The organism is uncultured Amphritea sp., assembly GCF_937127095.1.
Lineage (GTDB): Bacteria > Pseudomonadota > Gammaproteobacteria > Pseudomonadales > Balneatricaceae > Amphritea.
Genome location: NZ_CAKZLP010000011.1, coordinates 73,145 through 90,068 on the forward strand (window position 1 = coordinate 73,145; position 16,924 = coordinate 90,068).

The 16,924-nt window shown below is 47.7% G+C and carries 17 protein-coding genes and 1 pseudogene; 13 read left to right on the forward strand and 5 right to left on the reverse strand.

Going from position 1 to position 16,924, the window contains the following annotated elements; genetic code table 11:
• Positions 1–31: 31 nt before the first annotated feature.
• Both Q0499_RS02915 and Q0499_RS02920 read right to left on the reverse strand, forming a co-directional pair.
• Positions 32–577, reverse strand: a complete 546-nt coding sequence (locus tag Q0499_RS02915; protein ID WP_299195867.1) for a hydrolase — start codon at positions 575–577, stop codon at positions 32–34.
• A gap of 247 nt (positions 578–824) precedes the next feature.
• Entirely contained in the window at positions 825–2,033 is a 1,209-nt protein-coding gene (locus Q0499_RS02920; protein ID WP_299195869.1) for a Bcr/CflA family multidrug efflux MFS transporter, read from the reverse strand.
• A gap of 204 nt (positions 2,034–2,237) precedes the next feature.
• Between Q0499_RS02920 and paaY the strand changes: the two genes are divergently transcribed.
• Positions 2,238–2,843, forward strand: coding sequence for a phenylacetic acid degradation protein PaaY (gene paaY, locus Q0499_RS02925; protein WP_299195871.1), 606 nt, complete (start codon positions 2,238–2,240; stop codon positions 2,841–2,843).
• Positions 2,844–3,369: 526 nt separating this feature from the next.
• Positions 3,370–5,283 (forward strand): hypothetical protein, encoded by a 1,914-nt coding sequence (locus tag Q0499_RS02930; RefSeq protein ID WP_299195873.1) that lies wholly within the window; start codon positions 3,370–3,372, stop codon positions 5,281–5,283.
• Positions 5,284–5,441: 158 nt separating this feature from the next.
• Here Q0499_RS02930 and Q0499_RS02935 read toward each other — a convergent pair whose 3' ends face one another.
• Positions 5,442–6,077: an NAD(P)-dependent oxidoreductase gene (locus Q0499_RS02935; RefSeq protein WP_299195875.1), complete on the reverse strand. Its 636-nt coding sequence runs from the start codon at positions 6,075–6,077 to the stop codon at positions 5,442–5,444.
• A 117-nt stretch (positions 6,078–6,194) separates the two neighbouring features.
• Between Q0499_RS02935 and Q0499_RS02940 the strand changes: the two genes are divergently transcribed.
• The 3 genes from Q0499_RS02940 (at position 6,195) to Q0499_RS02950 (ending at position 7,881) form a co-directional block, all read left to right on the forward strand.
• A complete protein-coding gene (locus Q0499_RS02940) occupies positions 6,195–7,067 on the forward strand; it encodes a LysR family transcriptional regulator (protein WP_299195877.1) in 873 nt (290 codons plus the stop codon).
• Between the two features lie 57 nt (positions 7,068–7,124).
• Positions 7,125–7,505 carry a hypothetical protein gene (locus Q0499_RS02945; protein ID WP_299195879.1) on the forward strand — a complete coding sequence of 127 codons (381 nt, stop codon included), beginning with the start codon at positions 7,125–7,127 and terminating at the stop codon, positions 7,503–7,505.
• Between the two features lie 82 nt (positions 7,506–7,587).
• Complete coding sequence (locus tag Q0499_RS02950) at positions 7,588–7,881, forward strand: hypothetical protein (RefSeq protein WP_299195881.1); 294 nt, start codon at positions 7,588–7,590, stop codon at positions 7,879–7,881.
• Between the two features lie 29 nt (positions 7,882–7,910).
• Here the strand turns inward: Q0499_RS02950 and cowN are convergent.
• Positions 7,911–8,153: pseudogene (gene cowN, locus Q0499_RS02955) on the reverse strand (N(2)-fixation sustaining protein CowN); the annotation flags it as partial.
• A gap of 280 nt (positions 8,154–8,433) precedes the next feature.
• On the opposite strand from cowN, the gene thrH reads away from it, so the two are divergent.
• The 4 genes from thrH (at position 8,434) to Q0499_RS02975 (ending at position 12,201) form a co-directional block, all read left to right on the forward strand.
• Positions 8,434–9,051 carry a bifunctional phosphoserine phosphatase/homoserine phosphotransferase ThrH gene (gene thrH, locus Q0499_RS02960; protein ID WP_299195884.1) on the forward strand — a complete coding sequence of 206 codons (618 nt, stop codon included), beginning with the start codon at positions 8,434–8,436 and terminating at the stop codon, positions 9,049–9,051.
• A 122-nt stretch (positions 9,052–9,173) separates the two neighbouring features.
• Complete coding sequence (locus Q0499_RS02965) at positions 9,174–9,875, forward strand: pseudouridine synthase (protein ID WP_299195886.1); 702 nt, start codon at positions 9,174–9,176, stop codon at positions 9,873–9,875.
• Positions 9,876–10,065: 190 nt separating this feature from the next.
• Positions 10,066–11,022 carry a transcription termination factor Rho gene (gene rho / locus Q0499_RS02970; RefSeq protein ID WP_299195889.1) on the forward strand — a complete coding sequence of 319 codons (957 nt, stop codon included), beginning with the start codon at positions 10,066–10,068 and terminating at the stop codon, positions 11,020–11,022.
• Between the two features lie 381 nt (positions 11,023–11,403).
• Complete coding sequence (locus Q0499_RS02975) at positions 11,404–12,201, forward strand: fatty acid desaturase (protein ID WP_299195891.1); 798 nt, start codon at positions 11,404–11,406, stop codon at positions 12,199–12,201.
• Between the two features lie 215 nt (positions 12,202–12,416).
• Here the strand turns inward: Q0499_RS02975 and Q0499_RS02980 are convergent, their stop codons facing one another.
• Positions 12,417–13,754: a DEAD/DEAH box helicase gene (locus tag Q0499_RS02980; RefSeq protein ID WP_299195893.1), complete on the reverse strand. Its 1,338-nt coding sequence runs from the start codon at positions 13,752–13,754 to the stop codon at positions 12,417–12,419.
• Between the two features lie 1,139 nt (positions 13,755–14,893).
• On the opposite strand from Q0499_RS02980, the gene Q0499_RS02985 reads away from it, so the two are divergent.
• The 4 genes from Q0499_RS02985 to Q0499_RS23650 all read left to right on the forward strand — a co-directional run bounded on the left by Q0499_RS02985 (position 14,894) and on the right by Q0499_RS23650 (position 16,782).
• Entirely contained in the window at positions 14,894–15,226 is a 333-nt protein-coding gene (locus tag Q0499_RS02985; protein ID WP_299195896.1) for a hypothetical protein, read from the forward strand.
• 501 nt (positions 15,227–15,727) lie between these two features.
• Entirely contained in the window at positions 15,728–16,258 is a 531-nt protein-coding gene (locus Q0499_RS02990) for an adenylate kinase (RefSeq protein WP_299195897.1), read from the forward strand.
• A complete protein-coding gene (locus Q0499_RS02995; RefSeq protein WP_299195899.1) occupies positions 16,251–16,700 on the forward strand; it encodes a hypothetical protein in 450 nt (149 codons plus the stop codon). The genes Q0499_RS02990 and Q0499_RS02995 overlap by 8 nt, the downstream gene beginning before the upstream one ends.
• Positions 16,663–16,782 carry a pentapeptide repeat-containing protein gene (locus Q0499_RS23650; RefSeq protein ID WP_363317768.1) on the forward strand — a complete coding sequence of 40 codons (120 nt, stop codon included), beginning with the start codon at positions 16,663–16,665 and terminating at the stop codon, positions 16,780–16,782. Before Q0499_RS02995 ends, Q0499_RS23650 begins: the two co-directional genes overlap by 38 nt.
• The last annotated feature ends 142 nt before the right edge of the window (positions 16,783–16,924 follow it).

The following is a 16,924-nucleotide window of genomic DNA, read 5'->3' on the forward strand; positions in this document are numbered from 1 at the left end:
CCCTTATCATTCATCACAAGTCAGTCAATAGTTAGCGTAAAAACCGAGTACTGAACTCTTTAAATTCCGGGGTCCCGGACTGCTGAATCCATTCGAAACCCACCATCTCTTTGGTGACGATATGGATACCGCAGTGGCGCATCCGCTCCAGCGCGGCCTGTTTGTCTGCTGGGTTACGTGAAGAGACTGCGTCGGCCACCACATAGACCTCCCGGGCCTGCTGTTTAATCTGAATTGCGGTTTGCATTACGCATACATGGGCTTCCATGCCGACAATCACCACCTGATTAGGACGAATGCTGTTGATCTTGGCATTACAGGCGTCATCAGCCATACATGAGAAGTGCAGCTTTTCCATAAAGCCATCTTCGGGGAGTACATCCAGTAACTCGGGCACTGTGCGTCCTAGTCCTTTCGGGTATTGTTCCGAGGTAAGCACAGGCACACCGGCCAGCTTTGCCACCTCAGCCAGCCAGCGGACATTGGTGACAAGGGCTTCACTTTCATGCACTGCTGGAACCAGTTTTTCCTGGATGTCGACAACTAGAAGGCAGGATGAGTTTGGGTAGATCAACATAAAATTCTCCAGCAAAATCGTACTTATTATTTGGGTGCTTTTTAATCTGAGCTTTTCAATCAGAGCTTATCAATATGAGCTGAGACATTGTGATGCTGATAGCATCATGGCAGACGAGAATGTCAGGTCTGCCAAAAATAAAGTGAATAAGGATATACCCTTATTAAAATTTTGGCTACGGTCGTGGGTATTGAAATTTAAGCCCTGAATATAAGCCAAGGATTTAAGCCCTCAATTTTTTTTCAATTCAGGCCTGAGGTTGTGTTCTGACGACTGGTGTGGGCTTTACGAGAAAAATGAAAGACACCATAGCCAGCATCGCCATCGCTGCGATAGTGACCGCCATCGTGGTGGGTGTGCCGCTGTGATAGTGGCCAACCAGCATACCCACCGTTGCAGCACAGATCGATTGTAAAAAACCAAGCAGTGAAGAGCCGGTGCCGGCAATCTTGGCGAAAGGTGCGAGTGCGCCCGCCATTGCCTGAGGCATTACCATGCCAACCCCAATCATATAAACGATCTGCGTTATTGTGGTTATCCAGAGGTAGTGAATATTTAATAGTGCGGGTATCAGCATCGCTATACCTGCGATGACCGAGATAGTTGTTCCCCGTTTCAGGACTCCGTTTATACCCACCTTAGAGCCAATTCGCTGAGCGATAATAGTACCGGTTAAAAATCCGAACGAGGCGACCGCATAGAAAATGCCACTGTGTTCGGCGGCTACGCCGAAGTAATCAACCAACACAAAGGGTGCGCCTGAGAGGAATGCAAATAGCCCTGAAAAGATGAAACTGCAACACAGGGAGTAGCCCAAATACTGACGATGCCTTAGTAGCGTGCCAAAGTTGTTGAGTATGGTTAACGGTTTAAGTGAACTGCGGTTTTCCGCTGTCAGTGATTCAGGTACTTTAAAGGCAATCAGAAGAGTGACTATGATGGCGTAGACGCTGAGGAAAATAAACGTTGAACTCCAGCTAAACAAGGCGACCATGTAACCACCGATAACCGGCGCAACCGCAGGCGCAAGTGCCATGATACTGCCCATCATTGAGAGCACCTTTGCTGCGTTTACCGGGCCATGGATATCCCGCACCATCGTCCTCCCCAATACCGGGCCACCGCAGGCGCCCAGTGCCTGGAGAAACCGGAACAGAATCAGTTCCTCTATGGAGGTTGAAACGGCACAGCCAACCGAGGAGACAAAGAACAGTATCAGACCACCGATCATCACCGGCTTTCGTCCATAGCGATCAGCCAGCGGGCCATAGACTAGTTGTGCAAAGGCAAAACCAAAGAGAAATACTGACAGCGTTACCTGCACCCGGTCCACCGATGTAGCAAAAACCCGGGTGAGATCGGGCAGGCTTGGCAGATACATATCCGTTGATAACGGGCCAAGTGCAACGACTGACGCAAGGGTGATAATGACCGCTGTAGACTGGGGTTTAAGCATTGGAAGTATAATCGCTACTGTTTCAGAGAATGGGGGATTGTGGGCAGTGACGATATATATTCTGCCACTATTAATTTATTTAACAAGTTAACTATATTGCCCGGAAATAAATATTGGGGTATTCCTGTATATTGAAATCCGCTAAAGTAGCGTCTGAATGCTTTACTGTCGGTAAAGCTGTTATCAGAAATATGGAAAACAGCTATGAAAGTCTACTCAATTGATGGTATTACCCCGGTTGTTCATCCAACGGCTTATGTTCATCCCACCGCTGTATTGATCGGTGACGTAATTGTCGGCCCCGGCTGTTATGTAGGACCGGCCGCCTGTTTGCGCGGGGATTTCGGTCGCCTGGAGCTTAAAAAAGGTGCCAACTTGCAGGACACCTGCGTCATGCATGGTTTTCCCGGCACCGATACGGTAGTGGAAGAGGACGGTCATATTGGTCATGGGGCGGTGCTTCATGGCTGTGTTATTGGCAAGAATGCCCTGGTGGGAATGAACTCGGTGATTATGGATGGGGCCATTATTGGTGAGTCATCTATTGTCGCGGCGATGTCATTTGTTAAGGCAAAGATGGAGGTTGCACCACGCACTCTGGTCGCCGGTTCACCGGCCCGCGTTATCAAAGAGCTGACCGATAAAGAGATCGACTGGAAATCCGCCGGTACCCGTCAGTATCAGGATCTGGCGATTCGCAGCATGAACACCATGCAGGAAGTTGAGGCGTTAACGGAGGTTGAAGCCGACCGTCCGAGGCTGCAAGTCGGTATTGAAGGGGTAGTGCCTAAATATAAAGCGGAAAGCTGATGGACGGCAACTGTTGAAAACGTAAGTCATCACGGTTTGATCAGGCATCGGTTAGCGATGCCTGATTGGATTCGCTCACAGAACTCTCTCTCAGAGCTCTCTCACAGAGCGCTCTCACAGAGCTCCCCATTACCACTGGCCTTCCGGCTGTTTGTTCTCATAAAACTCCTTGACCTGATCCCGAAGTCATTAGATCATGCGTCCAACATTCCAAATATAACAACCAGTTAGAGTGATTTTGCACCTAATAAACGGTTGTGTAGGTGGCATTGCATTATGGAATCACCTGGAAAAGGATTTTTGTTTCTATAGATATTTCGTCGTTATTAACAGGGTAACCATTGAGTTGCTTTGCATTAGTGTCGCTACCTTTAGCCTGTTTACATCGCTATGCGACACAGAAGTGAAGCTGCATTTTAATATCAATAACCGTGATAGCTGTTGTCCATTCCGGACAGACAGTTCGTTTTGCTTGCGAGTCAACCATCGTAGCGACAGGGGACGCCCTGACTGACAGGAGATAAACGTGGCTTTTGATTATGGATCGATTGATTTAGGGCTTAAAAATCCGTTTAAAAAGGAAGGGGCAGTGACTACTGTGCGTGGCTTAATTGTCACTGCTCTGGGGGTCTACCTGCTGATAGAAGCAGCATCTACGGTAAAAGCCGATGCCGCTGTTGGCTGGATCATCGTCCTGTTTGGGTTATTACTGCTGGGCGGCGGAATTGCAACCGCATCCGCGGGTATTATTGCATTGCTGCGCTACTTTGTCGGGCGTAACCATCCAACTTCACTGGCGCACAATTACAGCCGTTCAGAGGCCAGTACCGCCAGGGAAGAAGCGGCTTATCTCGCGTATAGTAAACAAGATCTGACGGAGATGCTGGTTGGCCGCAAAAACGCTACATTCATTGAACCTCAGGGAATTCTTGGTCGGTTAGCGCACAGTATTTTCCCCCGGTTGACCTATATGCCTTATCCGGTCAGAAATCTGGCTCAACGATTATTTGGTGCCTGGATTAAAACGCTGGTGGCATTGATCGCCTATGCCTTCGCCGCGTTCGTTTCGTTAGCGGGATTTGCGGGTGAAGTCGGGGCGTATGCTTTTCCGGTCTATTCCGTTGTTCTGACGCTCTACCTTATATTGACCTGGCGGGCCGCCGGCAAGTCGATTAATCGGATGGCTGACCGGTCCATCTCCAGCATGGGAAGTGCCGAGCTGGTTAAAATAATCAGTGGTGCAATCCTGCTGCCCGTCGTGGTGGGCTTAGGCTTAGGTTCAGCGTTGAATTCATCTGAGATGTCAGTGGCTCAGCTCAATCAGTATCTGGCATTCCTGCCGGTGCCACATACGCTGATCTACCTGCTGAGTATTCTGCTGGGAGCGGCGATAGTGACGGTGATTGCCACGATCATGCTGCGTCAGCGGATGAGCTATGCCGATCCTAAGGTTGAAGTGTCTGAGTTGCGGGAAAACTGGCAGGAGTCGGTTCACCCGAATGAGATTTTCATTAATCTTGATAATCTGGTGATGGCCAACCGCCGCTATAAAGAGGTTCCTAACCGGGTATATCAGGAGTTAGAGCCGACTCTGGATGAACAGGTTGAGGGTAAGGGTAAATTCTTTGGTGAGATGATTCAGGAGATTCAGCCTCGTTTTAAAGCGATGAAGCTTGGTAATGCTTTTAATCTGGCACGATTAATCAGCCTTATCACCGGACATACGTTGTTTGTCGTTGCCGCTATACTGACGGTTTTACTGGCCTTCACTATTGGTGATGCTTATGCCTATTTTCAGGGGACTGGATTTAACAAGCTTTCCCGCAATATGCCTCAGGCAGATGTAGCGATGATCTCGGAGTTTGCCGGAACGATCTTCCATCTGTTTATCGCAGGAATGCTGATTCGTGCTTTTGCCCGCATTCTGGCGAATTCAGCGCATCTTTTCTTCGCGGAGATGCTGTTTGAAAGTAATTTGATATACCTGAAAATTGAAGGCACTTTCACTGAGTCTAAAATCTCCACAGGTACCGGTATCCATGATTCTACCCGTTCAGAAAATGTGCTGGTGCGATCCAGTATCACTCCCTGGGTGATTGTTTGTCGTATGGTATCCAGCACCTTTGCTGGCACCGGTATGCGCAACCTTGAACACCCCCGTTACATTTTAGAGATGCATAAAAATGATGCGGAACTGAAGAGTATCAAAGATGATGTCATTGGTTTTCTCAAAGATCGGGAATCGATTGCATCTATTACCAGCGAAAGAGATCTGCGTAATGCCTCGCAGATTCATGGGATCAATCAGCAGTCCAGAGCGATTCCTATGCAGAACGCGCTGATGCAGAAGGATGAAGAAGCAGCAGGGTATCTGAGGCAGGAGGCCGGAGAGATAAACTCCGTTACATCAGAGCATAAGGCGCCTCTGGAAGGGGCTTAAGCGGTTCAGCGATGCGGAATCTGGTCGAATATCATTTTGCTGATACCCGTTAGTAAGCTGATATCTTTTGGCTATGTCGCGATGATTGCCGGAATTCAGGGCGCACTTAACTGAAGCAGTTTTACGCCTATCATAAAACTGCTTTCAAAGAGACGCGCTCAGTATGCCAGGCCGATCCGCTGTTGCGGGTGGGCGCCAGATTCCACTTCATCCAGCAGTCCTGAGGCGTAATCCTGGACACTGATCTTACTGTTACCTTCAGCATCCGCCAGTAGCTGATCACCCCCGACACGATAGTGACCGCTCTTTTCACCCGGAAAAATCTCTGCAGCGGGGCTGACGTAATGCCAGTTGACAGATGTATTGCTGTTTTTGAAAACGGCTAACGCTTCACCCTGCGCGATAGCTTCAGCTTTGTACTCTTCCGGAAAGCCCGGTGCTGATAGCAGCGCCACACCCGGTGCTACTTCTAATGATCCTGCACCACCCACCCAGATTAACTGATTAATATCTGTGTCAGCCAGTTCTGTCAGCATTTTCTGCGCGGTAGCGGCGACGATTTCATGATTATCGAGAGCGCGCCCGCCAATGGCAACGATCAGGGCATCCGCTCCGGCGATTGCATCTTTCAGCGAGTTGTCACCCTGGATGTCGTAGCTGCGCTTTGAAGTGATCGCTTCAGGCAGCTTATTAATATCCCGCGCCAGGCCGATAATCTCATGTCCGCGTGACAGCGCTTCAGCCGTAATTGTTGAACCGATCCAGCCAGTGGCACCTAAAATCGCAAGTTTCATATTAATTCTCCTCAGGTTTAAAGCTGTTTATTAACGAATATGACTAGTCTATTGATTACGTTTACGTTGATAAATAAGTTATATTGAATATGTTTGTATCATTATGAGAACTAATCTATGAGTAAACTCGAGGCGATGCGCAGTTTCGTCGAGGTCGCATCGGTGGGTAGTTTTACCCGGGCTGCTGAACGGCTGGATGTTCCCCGTATCCGGGTGACAAGGGACGTGCAGGAACTTGAAGACTGGTTACAGATTCGGCTGTTACACAGAACGACCCGCAGAGTGAGCCTGACAACGGCAGGTGAAGATGCGCTAAAAATATGTGAGCGTATTTTGAATGACGCGGCTGAGCTGGAGAGCAACGCTCATCTGCATTCCCGTGAGCTGGTGGGTGATATCCGTATTGCTGCGCCGATCGGCCTGGGGCAAACACAGTTATTACCCATAATTGCGGACTTCAGTCAGATCCACCCTAAAGTGAGTTTTCAACTGTTGCTGTCGGATAAAAATGCACAACTGGTGGAGGAACGAGTCGACATTGCGCTGCGATATACCCGTCTGCCGGATGAAAATCTGATCGCCCGAAGGTTGCTGAATGTGGGTATGGTTGTCTGTGCCTCACCTGGCTATTTAGAGTTAAACGGTGTGCCACAGCAGTTACGTGATCTCACTCAACACCGCTGTCTGGTGCATATTAATCAGCATGTCTGGGCATTTCCCAATGGCGAAGACGTTGACGTTTCCGGGCCCCTCAGGGTTAATGATGCCGTGACTCTGGTGGAAGCCGCGAAAGCGGGGATGGGCATTGCCCGTCTGCCGAAAGATTTAGCGGCAGACTATCTTAAGTCCGGGGAGTTAATCGCACTACCTGAGTGTTTTGATTTAGCCCAACAGGCCGTTTGGGCGGTCTATCTGTCACGCAGTTATCAGCAGCCGGTTGTGCGTGCTTTTATCGATTATGCAGCAGCTAAATGGCAAGAAACCCCTTGACCTTAAGGGGTTATCAAAAGATTATTGTTGGGCTTTAATCATCCCTGGTTATATTAAATGAGTCATTTAACCAATGATTCATTCTTATTGGTAAAAGGAATTGCCATGAAATTTTTACATCTCTGTGTATTGTCTACGTGTTTAATTCAATCTGTTTATGCAACCGATCTGTTACCTGAAGGAGTCATTCAGGCGGGTAGTCTTGCAAGCGAAACACTCATTCATGATGCCATGATAGGTGTTGCAGCTAAAGTTGCGGGACAAGGCTGTAGCCGTCCTGAAAATTTCACTCCCTACATTACGGCGATGCCGGTTGGCGAAGTTGGCGCCAGACGTTGGCGAGAACTATGGATGGTTACAGGGTGTGGACATGAGTATCCGATAAAACTTGGTTTCATGGAAAGCGGTTTGGATGCTGCTGACTGGTTTGTTGAGTAACATTAAAACGCTTGATCTGTGGAGATAGGGGTTTTAAATATTGCTCAGTTTTCAAAAGGATATTGAGGAGGCAGTGCTTCAAATGGACATGATAATTTTTGTGGTTGTGCTGAATGCGGTTATTACCGGCGCTATTTTATGGATTGCCAGTAAGATTACCGCGGTTCATCTGAATTTTTCACATACACTTATCGCCGCAGGCGGGGCAGCGCTAGTATCGCTGATACCCTCATTTGGCTGGGTGCTATCAATTATTGTACTGTTTTATCTGTTAAAACAGTTCAGTGATGCAGATATCTGGCCGGATATTATTTTACTGGTGCTGGTCAGCCAATTGATATTGTTTGCCGTGGGCACCACTCTGGGCAGCATATAGATTATAGTCTTGTAAACTACAGGGGCTGATCAGCAACACTCCTGTTCCAGCTTCCACAGAAGCTGCAAAGCCTCCTGATTATCAAGCTCTTCAAAAAAACTGTAGAGATTGTTCATCTGTGCACTGACAAAGAACAGATCGTCATGTTTCATTCGGGCCTGCTCTTCAAATTTCATGGCAAAATACTGTTGCCACTGAGCACTCCCGCCTGTCTCCAGCGTCTCTTTGAGTTCACTGACCAGCGCTATTGCCCAGCTATCGCATTCAATGCCACAAAAACTGACTTAGCGGTCGGTATTGGCTGCCTGATCCATAAAAGATCGCTCCTGAATAAATGAAATAGCCATTTTAGGGATGAGAGTGTTATGTCTCTAGCGAAATTAAGCTCAATGACGAGATTACTTGCGTTATATCAACTCCTTGAATGAACGACCTAAAAGGTAGTATCACTGCCTATATCTACTTGTTGAGCAGTGTGTCATTCCGGTAGAATCTGCCGCACATCATTTGATAGCGTTTTTTGCTAAATAACTAAAAACACAGGAGTCGCTTGTGGAACTCGCATGTCTTGACCTGGAAGGTGTACTGATCCCTGAGATCTGGATCGCTTTCGCTGAAGAAACCGGAATTGAAGAGCTTAAAGCGACTACCCGTGATATTCCTGACTATGACGTGCTGATGAAACAGCGTTTGCGTATTCTGGATGAACACGGCCTGACACTGCCACAGATTCAGGCAACCATCGATCGTCTCTCCCCGCTGGAAGGTGCCCGTGAGTTTATCGACTGGCTGCGTGAGCGTTTTCAAGTGGTTATTCTGTCCGATACGTTCTACGAGTTTGCCGCACCGCTGATGAAGCAACTGGGTAATCCAACACTGTTGTGTCATAAGCTGGAAGTGGATGAGAACGGTCGTATTACCGACTACACTCTGCGTCAGAAAGATCCTAAGCGTCAGTCCGTGCGTGCGTTTCAACTGCTGAACTACCGTGTTATCGCGGCGGGTGATTCCTACAATGACACCACGATGCTGACTCAGGCAGAAGCGGGTGTACTGTTCCATGCACCACAGAATGTTATTGATGAGTTCCCGCAGTTCCCGGCGGTGCATACCTTCGAAGAGCTTAAGCAAGAGTTTATCAAAGCGAGCAACCGGGATCTGTCTCTTTAACAGCGGTTGTTAGATGTGGCTTCGCCACTGGCCAGAAAAAGATTAAGAGCGCTTTGGCGCTCTTTTTTGTACTCAGAGATCTCTTTTAAACATGATAGAAGCGGCAGGTATTAAACGATGTCATGCGGTTAGATAAATTTATCTGTAAAAGCACCCACTATACGTTGGCTGAAGCGCTGATGCTGATAGAAACTGGTCGGGTTATTGTCAACGAAACGGTTGTTTTTGAGGTGTCTTATCAGGCTCACAAGAACAGTGTTGTGACCCTGGATGGTCATAGTCTTACCCCCAGACCATTCCGCTATTTTATGCTGCATAAGCCTGTCGATATGATCTGCTCAAACGTCGATGAGAAATATCCTTCGGTACTCAATCTTCTTGATGTTGATAGCGTTAGTGAGCTACACATTGCCGGGCGCCTGGATGCCGATACAACTGGCCTGGTGCTGGTGACCGATGATGGACACTGGTCTTTTAATCTGACTTCACCCAGCAATAAGTGCGAAAAAGTGTATAAGGTGTTGTTGTCTAAACCCATATCACCGGACGCGGCACAGCGTTTTGCCGAGGGCATTTTGCTTCAGGGTGAATCAAATCTGACGCTTCCGGCGACATTACAGATTATTGACCCCTATAATGTGTTTTTAACCCTGACAGAGGGGCGCTTTCATCAGGTGAAACGGATGTTCTCTGCGATTGGCAACCGGGTTAAATCGCTGCACCGTCAGCAGATCGGCAGTCTGGAACTGGATATTGAAGAGGGCCACTGGCGCAGCTTAACTCTGGCCGAAGTTGAAACACTTTCAGTTGAGCATTTGTCATAACTCACTTCCTCAGTGACCATTTTGATAAATCACATGTCAGCTGCTGCTAGGAAACACCACTGTGAACACAGGGGCCACAGATAAAAAGCCATTGCTAAGCCAGTCGCAAAGAAAGCTTCGTTTGGCTACCGTTCGACCACGGTAAATTGACAGAAAAATACTTAATTCTCCAGAGCGATAAACCGATACTATGACGAGAAAAACACTGAGTTTGAAGGCGAAAAAAAATCAAGAGGTCACACCGGTAAACGAGGTGCTCAAGGATCAATTTGATGGTGACCCGCAAAAGCGTTTTTTAAATGGTGTTGCTATCCATCCGTCCCCTGGTCTTCGGCTGGAAGCGGGCTCTCAGCAACTTTCTATGCGCGCGATGGATCTGATTACGCCTATAGGCCTGGGACAGCGGGGGTTGATCGTTGCACCGCCAGGCTCGGGTAAATCAACTCTGTTAAAACATCTCTGTCAGTCAGTGGGTCAGGCTTATCCCGACATAAAGCTGTATGCGCTGCTCATTGATGAGCGGCCGGAAGAGGTCACTGATTTTAAGCGTAGCGTGTCGGCAGAAGTACACGCCTCATCCTCTGATGAAAGTTATGCTCATCATGTCAGGGTGGCGGATCAACTGCTTGACAGAGCCCGCAGAGAGGCGGGTGAAGGTCACGATGTGATGATTGTGATCGACTCACTCACCCGGCTCTCACGGGTGCATAACGCCGAGCAGAGAAGCAGCGGACGCACCATGTCAGGCGGGGTAGATGCAAGAGCCCTGGAGATACCCCGTAAACTGTTTGGCTCGGCTCGTAAGATTGAGAATGGTGGGTCGCTGACGATTCTGGCAACCATCCTCGTTGATACCGGAAGCCGCATGGATCAGGTGATCTTTGAGGAGTTCAAGGGCACCGGTAACATGGAGGTTGTTTTATCCCGCGAAGCGGCCAACCGGCGGATCTTTCCCGCGCTGGATATTGCCAAAAGCAGTACCCGTCGTGAAGAGCTGCTGCTGAATCCGAAAGATCTACAGGTTGTCAGGGCTTTGCGGCGCAGTCTTGTCAACCTTAAACCGGAAGAGGGTGCCAGAAAGCTGGTCGAGTTGCTCGAGAAATATCCAACGAATGAAGAGCTTTTAAAAGCAGTTGCTAGTGGTTAGACGTGGCTTCGCCACTTGCTAGACGTCGCTGCGCGACTTGCTCGAAAAAGATTAAGAGCGCTGAGTTGCTGCTGTATTGCAGGTCATTGCAAAGGGTGTCTTACTGAATGCCCTCTATTTGGTTATATACAGCCTCCTGTTTTTGCTTTATGTTTCTATCGGTTTTTTGTCTGCAGATCATTGGTACTAAACATCTTATTCTTTGTAGACGATAAATCCTGATCTGATTTTTGTGGTGGCCGCAGGACTGCAGGTTATCGAAATACTATAAAAAGTGCAGGCAATAGGAAAGGACGCGGTAGACGTACTCCAATATGCTGATATGTATTGCTTTTTTACTGGATAGTTAAGTGTTAAACCATGCCTGAAAAACGAAGCAGCTTGACCAGATTCAGATATAAAGAAGATCGCTGGCCTGTCTTTATTGTTCTGATGCTGACCCTTATAGACTTTATACTCTATTTTACACTCGATAGTATGGCCGTCTTTTGCGGCTATTATCTGTTGATGTTACTGCCAAAGGGCGTCATCTGTGCCTGGAATCACCACCACCAACACCTCTTTACCTTCAGACATGCATTCCTTAATCGTGGTTTAGAATTCGCCTATGCCTTACACACCGGTGTAACCACGCACCTTTGGCGTCTGCACCATGTGTTGGGACACCATCTTAACTTTCTTGATCAAGAGAGAGATGAGAGCCGCTGGAAGCGTAAAGACGGAACCCGGATGGGAGTCATCGAATATACGCTAAATGTCGCTGTGACCGCCTATACACGAGGTTATAAAGTAGGGATAAAATACCCTAAACAGCTATCCCCCTTTCTGATATTTACCGCGATCACATTTACGGTTGTAGCCGTGCTGGTCTGGTATAAACCGGTAGCAGGCTTGATGCTATTTGTCCTGCCAATGATCACTAGCCTGCTGTTTACCGCTTATGTCACCTACGAGCACCATTCAGGCCTGGATACGCAAAACGAATTTGAAGCGTCCTACAACAACCTCGACCCGTTGTTCAATCGTCTCACCGGCAATCTCGGATACCATACAGCGCATCATCATAAACAAGGCGTTCACTGGTCAAAACTGCCAGCACTCCATGCCCAGATTGAAAGCAAAATCCCTGCACATCTGTACCAAAAATCAATATTTACCCGGATGATATTGAGGGGGTAAGAGCAGTCGCTGCGCTTCTAAAAGCAGTGGCTAGTGGTTAGACGTGGCTGCGCCACTTGCTAGGAAAAGCCGTGGCTCGTTGTTCGATCGTCACAAAGATTGCGACTTGTTCGTGGCTGGAATGTCGCTATGCAACTTTACAGAAAAAGAAAAAAGAGCGCTCAGGTGTAACAGCTTAAGCGCTCTTTTTTTGTGCAGGCATCAAGTTCTTTCAATTAACCCCAGATATGTTTGTTGGGTCGGTTCTCGTCTTTATCGGTTGAGGTTTTGCTGGGTGTTTTACCTCTGGTTTGTGACGGGGCTTTTTTTGATGAGGGTTGTTTTGATGAGGCTGTTTTTGATGAGCTTTTAGGCATCGGTGGTTTGCTGGTGCGGACAAAGTTCAGCACAGAGATAGGTACCTCTTTTCTAACTGGAAAACCTTCAATTTCTTTTCGCTCGATTAGCTGATCTAAGCGGCTTTCAATGGCGCAGAGGTTTTTAAAATCGCCCATGGCGACAAAGGATATTGCTTCACCGGTGGCTCCGGCACGTCCGGTACGGCCGATGCGGTGGATATAATCTTCTGGTTTGAATGGCAGGTCGTAATTTACCACGCGACTCAGTTCACCAATATCCAAGCCCCGGGCAGCGACTCCGGTGGCCACCAGATATTTTAGTTCGCCCGATTTGAAATCGGCGAGAATCTTTTCACGCATCGCCTGGCTTCTGTCACCATGAATGGCTTCGGCAACAATACCGCGTTTAGCCAGCTGGACGACCAGTTTGGCCGCAGCGTGCTTCTTCTCGATAAAAATGAGAGCCTGATCCCACTGCTGCTCATTAATCAGGTGGCTTAGCAGTGCGGATTTAGTGTCTTTATCGACGGTGATTAACCACTGATTGATCGTGGCTGCGGCTTTGGTTTTCGGTGAAACCGAAATCTCAACGGCCGGGTTGCTCACTTTACTATCAGCAAAACTATCGGCGATATCACGCACGTCATCGGACATGGTGGCCGAAAACAGCAGGTTCTGACGGACGTTGGGCAGGCGATCGATGATCTTATTGATATCCCCGACAAAGCCCATATCCACCATACGGTCGGCTTCATCTAACACCAGTACTTCCAGTTCATCAAAATGCAGCGCCCGCTGGTGGGCCAGATCCAGCAGTCGGCCAGGTGTCGCGACTAAGATGTCGACGCCTTCGATTAAACGCTCTTTTTGTGGCTCGGCATCAACACCGCCATACACGGCCAGAGAACTGAGATTAAGATGTTTACTGTACTCAGCTACATTGGCCGCCACCTGGATGGCTAACTCCCGTGTCGGGGTCAGAATCAGCGCCCGGATGCGTTTCCCCCGCAATATCCGCTCCTGGTTAAATAACTCCAATATCGGCAGCACAAACGCACCTGTTTTACCGGTACCGGTTTGTGCAGTGGCAATCAGGTCTTTACCCGCAAGAATGAGGGGAATCGCTTGCTTCTGGATAGGGGTCGGGGCGGTATATCCCAGCTCTTTAATGGCTAATAGAAGCGGGGCGGATAATCCAAGGTTTGAAAATGGCATAGAGGCTCAGGAAGGTATCAAAAGGAGAGAAGGGGGGAGTATAGCTTAAAAGCAGTTGCTAGTGGTTAGACGTGGCTTCGCCACTTGCTAGATAAAGCATAAAAGCCTTTTTTCGTAGCTCGAACGTCACAAAGAGCGTGACTTGCTCGTCGCTCGGGTGTCGTTGCTTGATCGGTTAGGGAAAGATGGGAAAAGAGTCAAAACCGTGGCTCGATGTTCTTTTATACTAACGTTTTCTGTGCAAGTATTGGTCAACCAAGGATAAGAACGAGTCATCTCAGGGAGTCAGAGTGAGAATGAATCCGATTAATGCTCATGTCGAAGATTGTCTGCAGATAGACGACACGCTGTCCTATTTTCCTCAAGTGCCTTTTCGAATATTTAGCTATTAGATCGCCAAGGAGAGAAATATGCAGTGTAAGCATGTTAAGGGGAACACCCGTATTTAAGATGGAAGCATTGATACGAGCACGACCGGTTCTGTTAGCAGTATTTATATGTGCATTGGCATTAACTGCTATTGGATCTAGTTTAGAAATAAATTTCTTCTATCTCGTAAGTGGGGTTGCTGCACACATTGCACTACTATTATTTACGATAACTGAGTCATTTGGCACTCTTTCAAAGCGAAGGCATTTTTTTGTAAGAATTTTAGCCCGGTTGTTTCTCGTCATATTAGCCCTTGCTGTCGGTAATATGCTTTTCTATATTTTAGTCGTTTTTTTGTCGTGATATTCGCGATACCTAACAAGAGACTGTGGTGTTCCAACCCACCGAATAAACGTTTTTTCTAGCACGCCACGCAGTCGCGTCTAACCACTATCCGGCCGCAAAGCAGCGGTCTGGCCAAACAGAGAATTTGATTTATTCATGCCGTGCTTCTGTGCGAAATCTTAGATGGCTCAATTTTTTAAATTGGCTTGAGTCATTGTGATTTTCCCCTTTTCACCTACCGTTTAGTATGTAAGCATTGAGCAGCAAAGGATAAGTGCGAAGTAATTACTCAGGGAGCATGAGTAAGAATGAACCTATTAATCATCATTTCCAAAATCCCCTGTAGATATACGACAGCGCCTCATCTTTGCTCAAGCTTATTTCAAGCTAGTTTTTAACTCCCCTAAACCTGTTGGATCTTATAGATGAAGAAGTTCATATCGCTTGTTGCAGTTATTTTACTACTATCGGGTTGTGCTAAACCGCTACCAGAAGACCGGTTGGATTATGTTGGCGAATGGCAGAGCAACCAAATGGGATTGTTAATCCTTGCGGACGGAACTGTTGCCTATAAACGCTTAGAAGGTGGTGGTTCATCCTCTGTGAATGGCCCTTTAAAAGAGTTTATCGGTAATAATTTTGTGGTTGGGGTGCTTTTTATGACTACGACATTTGACGTTTCAGAACCCCCTCACGAAGTTGAGGGTATCTGGAAAATGACCGTTGATGGGGTAGAACTAACGAGAATAAATGAGTAATGCATTTTAACATGCACAGAGTGCCGCCCGCTTCAGGCTTGACAGACTAACGGGCGGCACTCTGTGCTGAACTCCTGTTGACGTTACCTCGAATCAGAGCAGTTGATCTGAATGTATGAAGTGTTTGTCAGGCTTTGTATCATGTTGGGATTCGTACCTCATCCCAACCTAGGTCATTTTCCTGGAAAACGACGCAGTGGCATCGAACCACCAGCAAGGGCGAAGCGCGTTTTAGCGGCGGCTCTTTCAATCAGAAGGGGCAGGTTTGTTGATTTTGGCCGATGCTGTGCGAGCCCTGGTCGTTCAGGTTTCGATTGACAATTAATGTCTTGTATATAACGATAAAACCATGAAAACGAACCTTAAGCAGCAGGCAGTACGATTTATCATCATTCTTTAGGAATGGTGGGATGGTTGTTGCGCGTACAATTTTTCAAACCCACCCAAGAGGTGGGTTTTCTGTTTCTGCCTCATGGGAATTATCTGTGTTAAGGAGGTAGTGTGAATAAAATAGCTGTTTTTGGTAAACCGGGCAGCGGCAAATCTGTATTGAGTAAAGCGCTGGCATCAGCCACGGGTATACCGCTATATCAGCTGGATTTAATGGTGTATCAGAAAAGTGGTGAGCTGGTTGATCGTACAACATTCGATGAAGCGCATGACAAAGCCCTGTCGTCTGATCGCTGGATCATTGATGGATTTGGCCCGATAGCATCCTTTTATACACGACTGGAGACCGCCGATACTCTGATCTACATCGATCTGCCCTATCTTACCAGTTACTGGCTGGTGACAAAGCGGCTTTTGAAGGGCCTGGTTGTCAGACCAGAAGGCTGGCCAGAGGGAAGCTCCGTGTTTAAGGGGACGCTGCAAAGCTACAAAACGTTAAGACTGTGTCCGGGGTTCTGGAATCAGGCTTTTATGGAGCGGCTGGATAAACTCGCGGTTAATAAAACGCTCTACGTGATCCGCTCGGTGACTGAACTAAATAACTTTATCGATAAGACTATTCAGGGAGGCAAGCGTGCTTAAACCCGTCGTACAGGAAGAACCGACCGGATGTGGAATCGCCTCTGTTGCGAATATCCTGGGAAAGAGTTACGCAGAGATGAAGGCCATCGCAAACGCTATGGGTATCTATGCTGCAGATAAAGCCCTTTGGTCTGACACTCAGTATGTAAGACGATTGCTGTCACATTCGGGTGTTGATACATCCGCTGATGAGATCCCTTTTGAGTCCTGGAGTAAGCTGCCTGATATGGCGCTGCTGTCCATCAAACATCATCAGGATGCAGGGAAGAGCTTTTGGCACTGGGTTGTTTTTCAGCGTGATGAAAATCAGGCTTTTGTTCTCGATTCTGCAAGCTATCTGCCATCGAATATTCGATCTGATTTCGATGAGATGAAGCCTGAGTGGTATATCGAGGTCAGGAGAGATGAGTCAGTATCGAAGCGCTTTTCTTACAGGCCCTGATCTTACAAGCTCGGACCTTACAAGCTCGGACCTTACAAACTCGGAGCTTACACGCTCTGATCTAAGGGCCTTGTACCTCTGACGTAGGCTACTCTGTGATAGTTGATAATGGGTTTCTATCAGGGGTGATATCTTTGCTGCGACGATTTAGCTGTGAAAAGTAAGCTCATTAAAAATAAGCTGTTAAAAATAAGCTCTGAAATTTAAGCTCGACAATGAAGGTG

Excerpts from the sequence above, each read along its gene's own strand:
- Q0499_RS02915 (WP_299195867.1), bottom strand. The coding sequence starts at position 577 with ATGTTGATCTACCCAAACTCATCCTGCCTTCTAGTTGTCGACATCCAG.
- Q0499_RS02920 (WP_299195869.1), bottom strand. The coding sequence starts at position 2,033 with ATGCTTAAACCCCAGTCTACAGCGGTCATTATCACCCTTGCGTCAGTC.
- paaY (WP_299195871.1), top strand. The coding sequence starts at position 2,238 with ATGAAAGTCTACTCAATTGATGGTATTACCCCGGTTGTTCATCCAACG.
- Q0499_RS02935 (WP_299195875.1), bottom strand. The coding sequence starts at position 6,077 with ATGAAACTTGCGATTTTAGGTGCCACTGGCTGGATCGGTTCAACAATT.
- Q0499_RS02940 (WP_299195877.1), top strand. The coding sequence starts at position 6,195 with ATGAGTAAACTCGAGGCGATGCGCAGTTTCGTCGAGGTCGCATCGGTG.
- Q0499_RS02945 (WP_299195879.1), top strand. The coding sequence starts at position 7,125 with ATGAGTCATTTAACCAATGATTCATTCTTATTGGTAAAAGGAATTGCC.
- Q0499_RS02950 (WP_299195881.1), top strand. The coding sequence starts at position 7,588 with ATGGACATGATAATTTTTGTGGTTGTGCTGAATGCGGTTATTACCGGC.
- Q0499_RS02965 (WP_299195886.1), top strand. The coding sequence starts at position 9,174 with ATGCGGTTAGATAAATTTATCTGTAAAAGCACCCACTATACGTTGGCT.
- rho (WP_299195889.1), top strand. The coding sequence starts at position 10,066 with ATGACGAGAAAAACACTGAGTTTGAAGGCGAAAAAAAATCAAGAGGTC.
- Q0499_RS02980 (WP_299195893.1), bottom strand. The coding sequence starts at position 13,754 with ATGCCATTTTCAAACCTTGGATTATCCGCCCCGCTTCTATTAGCCATT.
- Q0499_RS02985 (WP_299195896.1), top strand. The coding sequence starts at position 14,894 with ATGAAGAAGTTCATATCGCTTGTTGCAGTTATTTTACTACTATCGGGT.
- Q0499_RS23650 (WP_363317768.1), top strand. The coding sequence starts at position 16,663 with ATGAGTCAGTATCGAAGCGCTTTTCTTACAGGCCCTGATCTTACAAGC.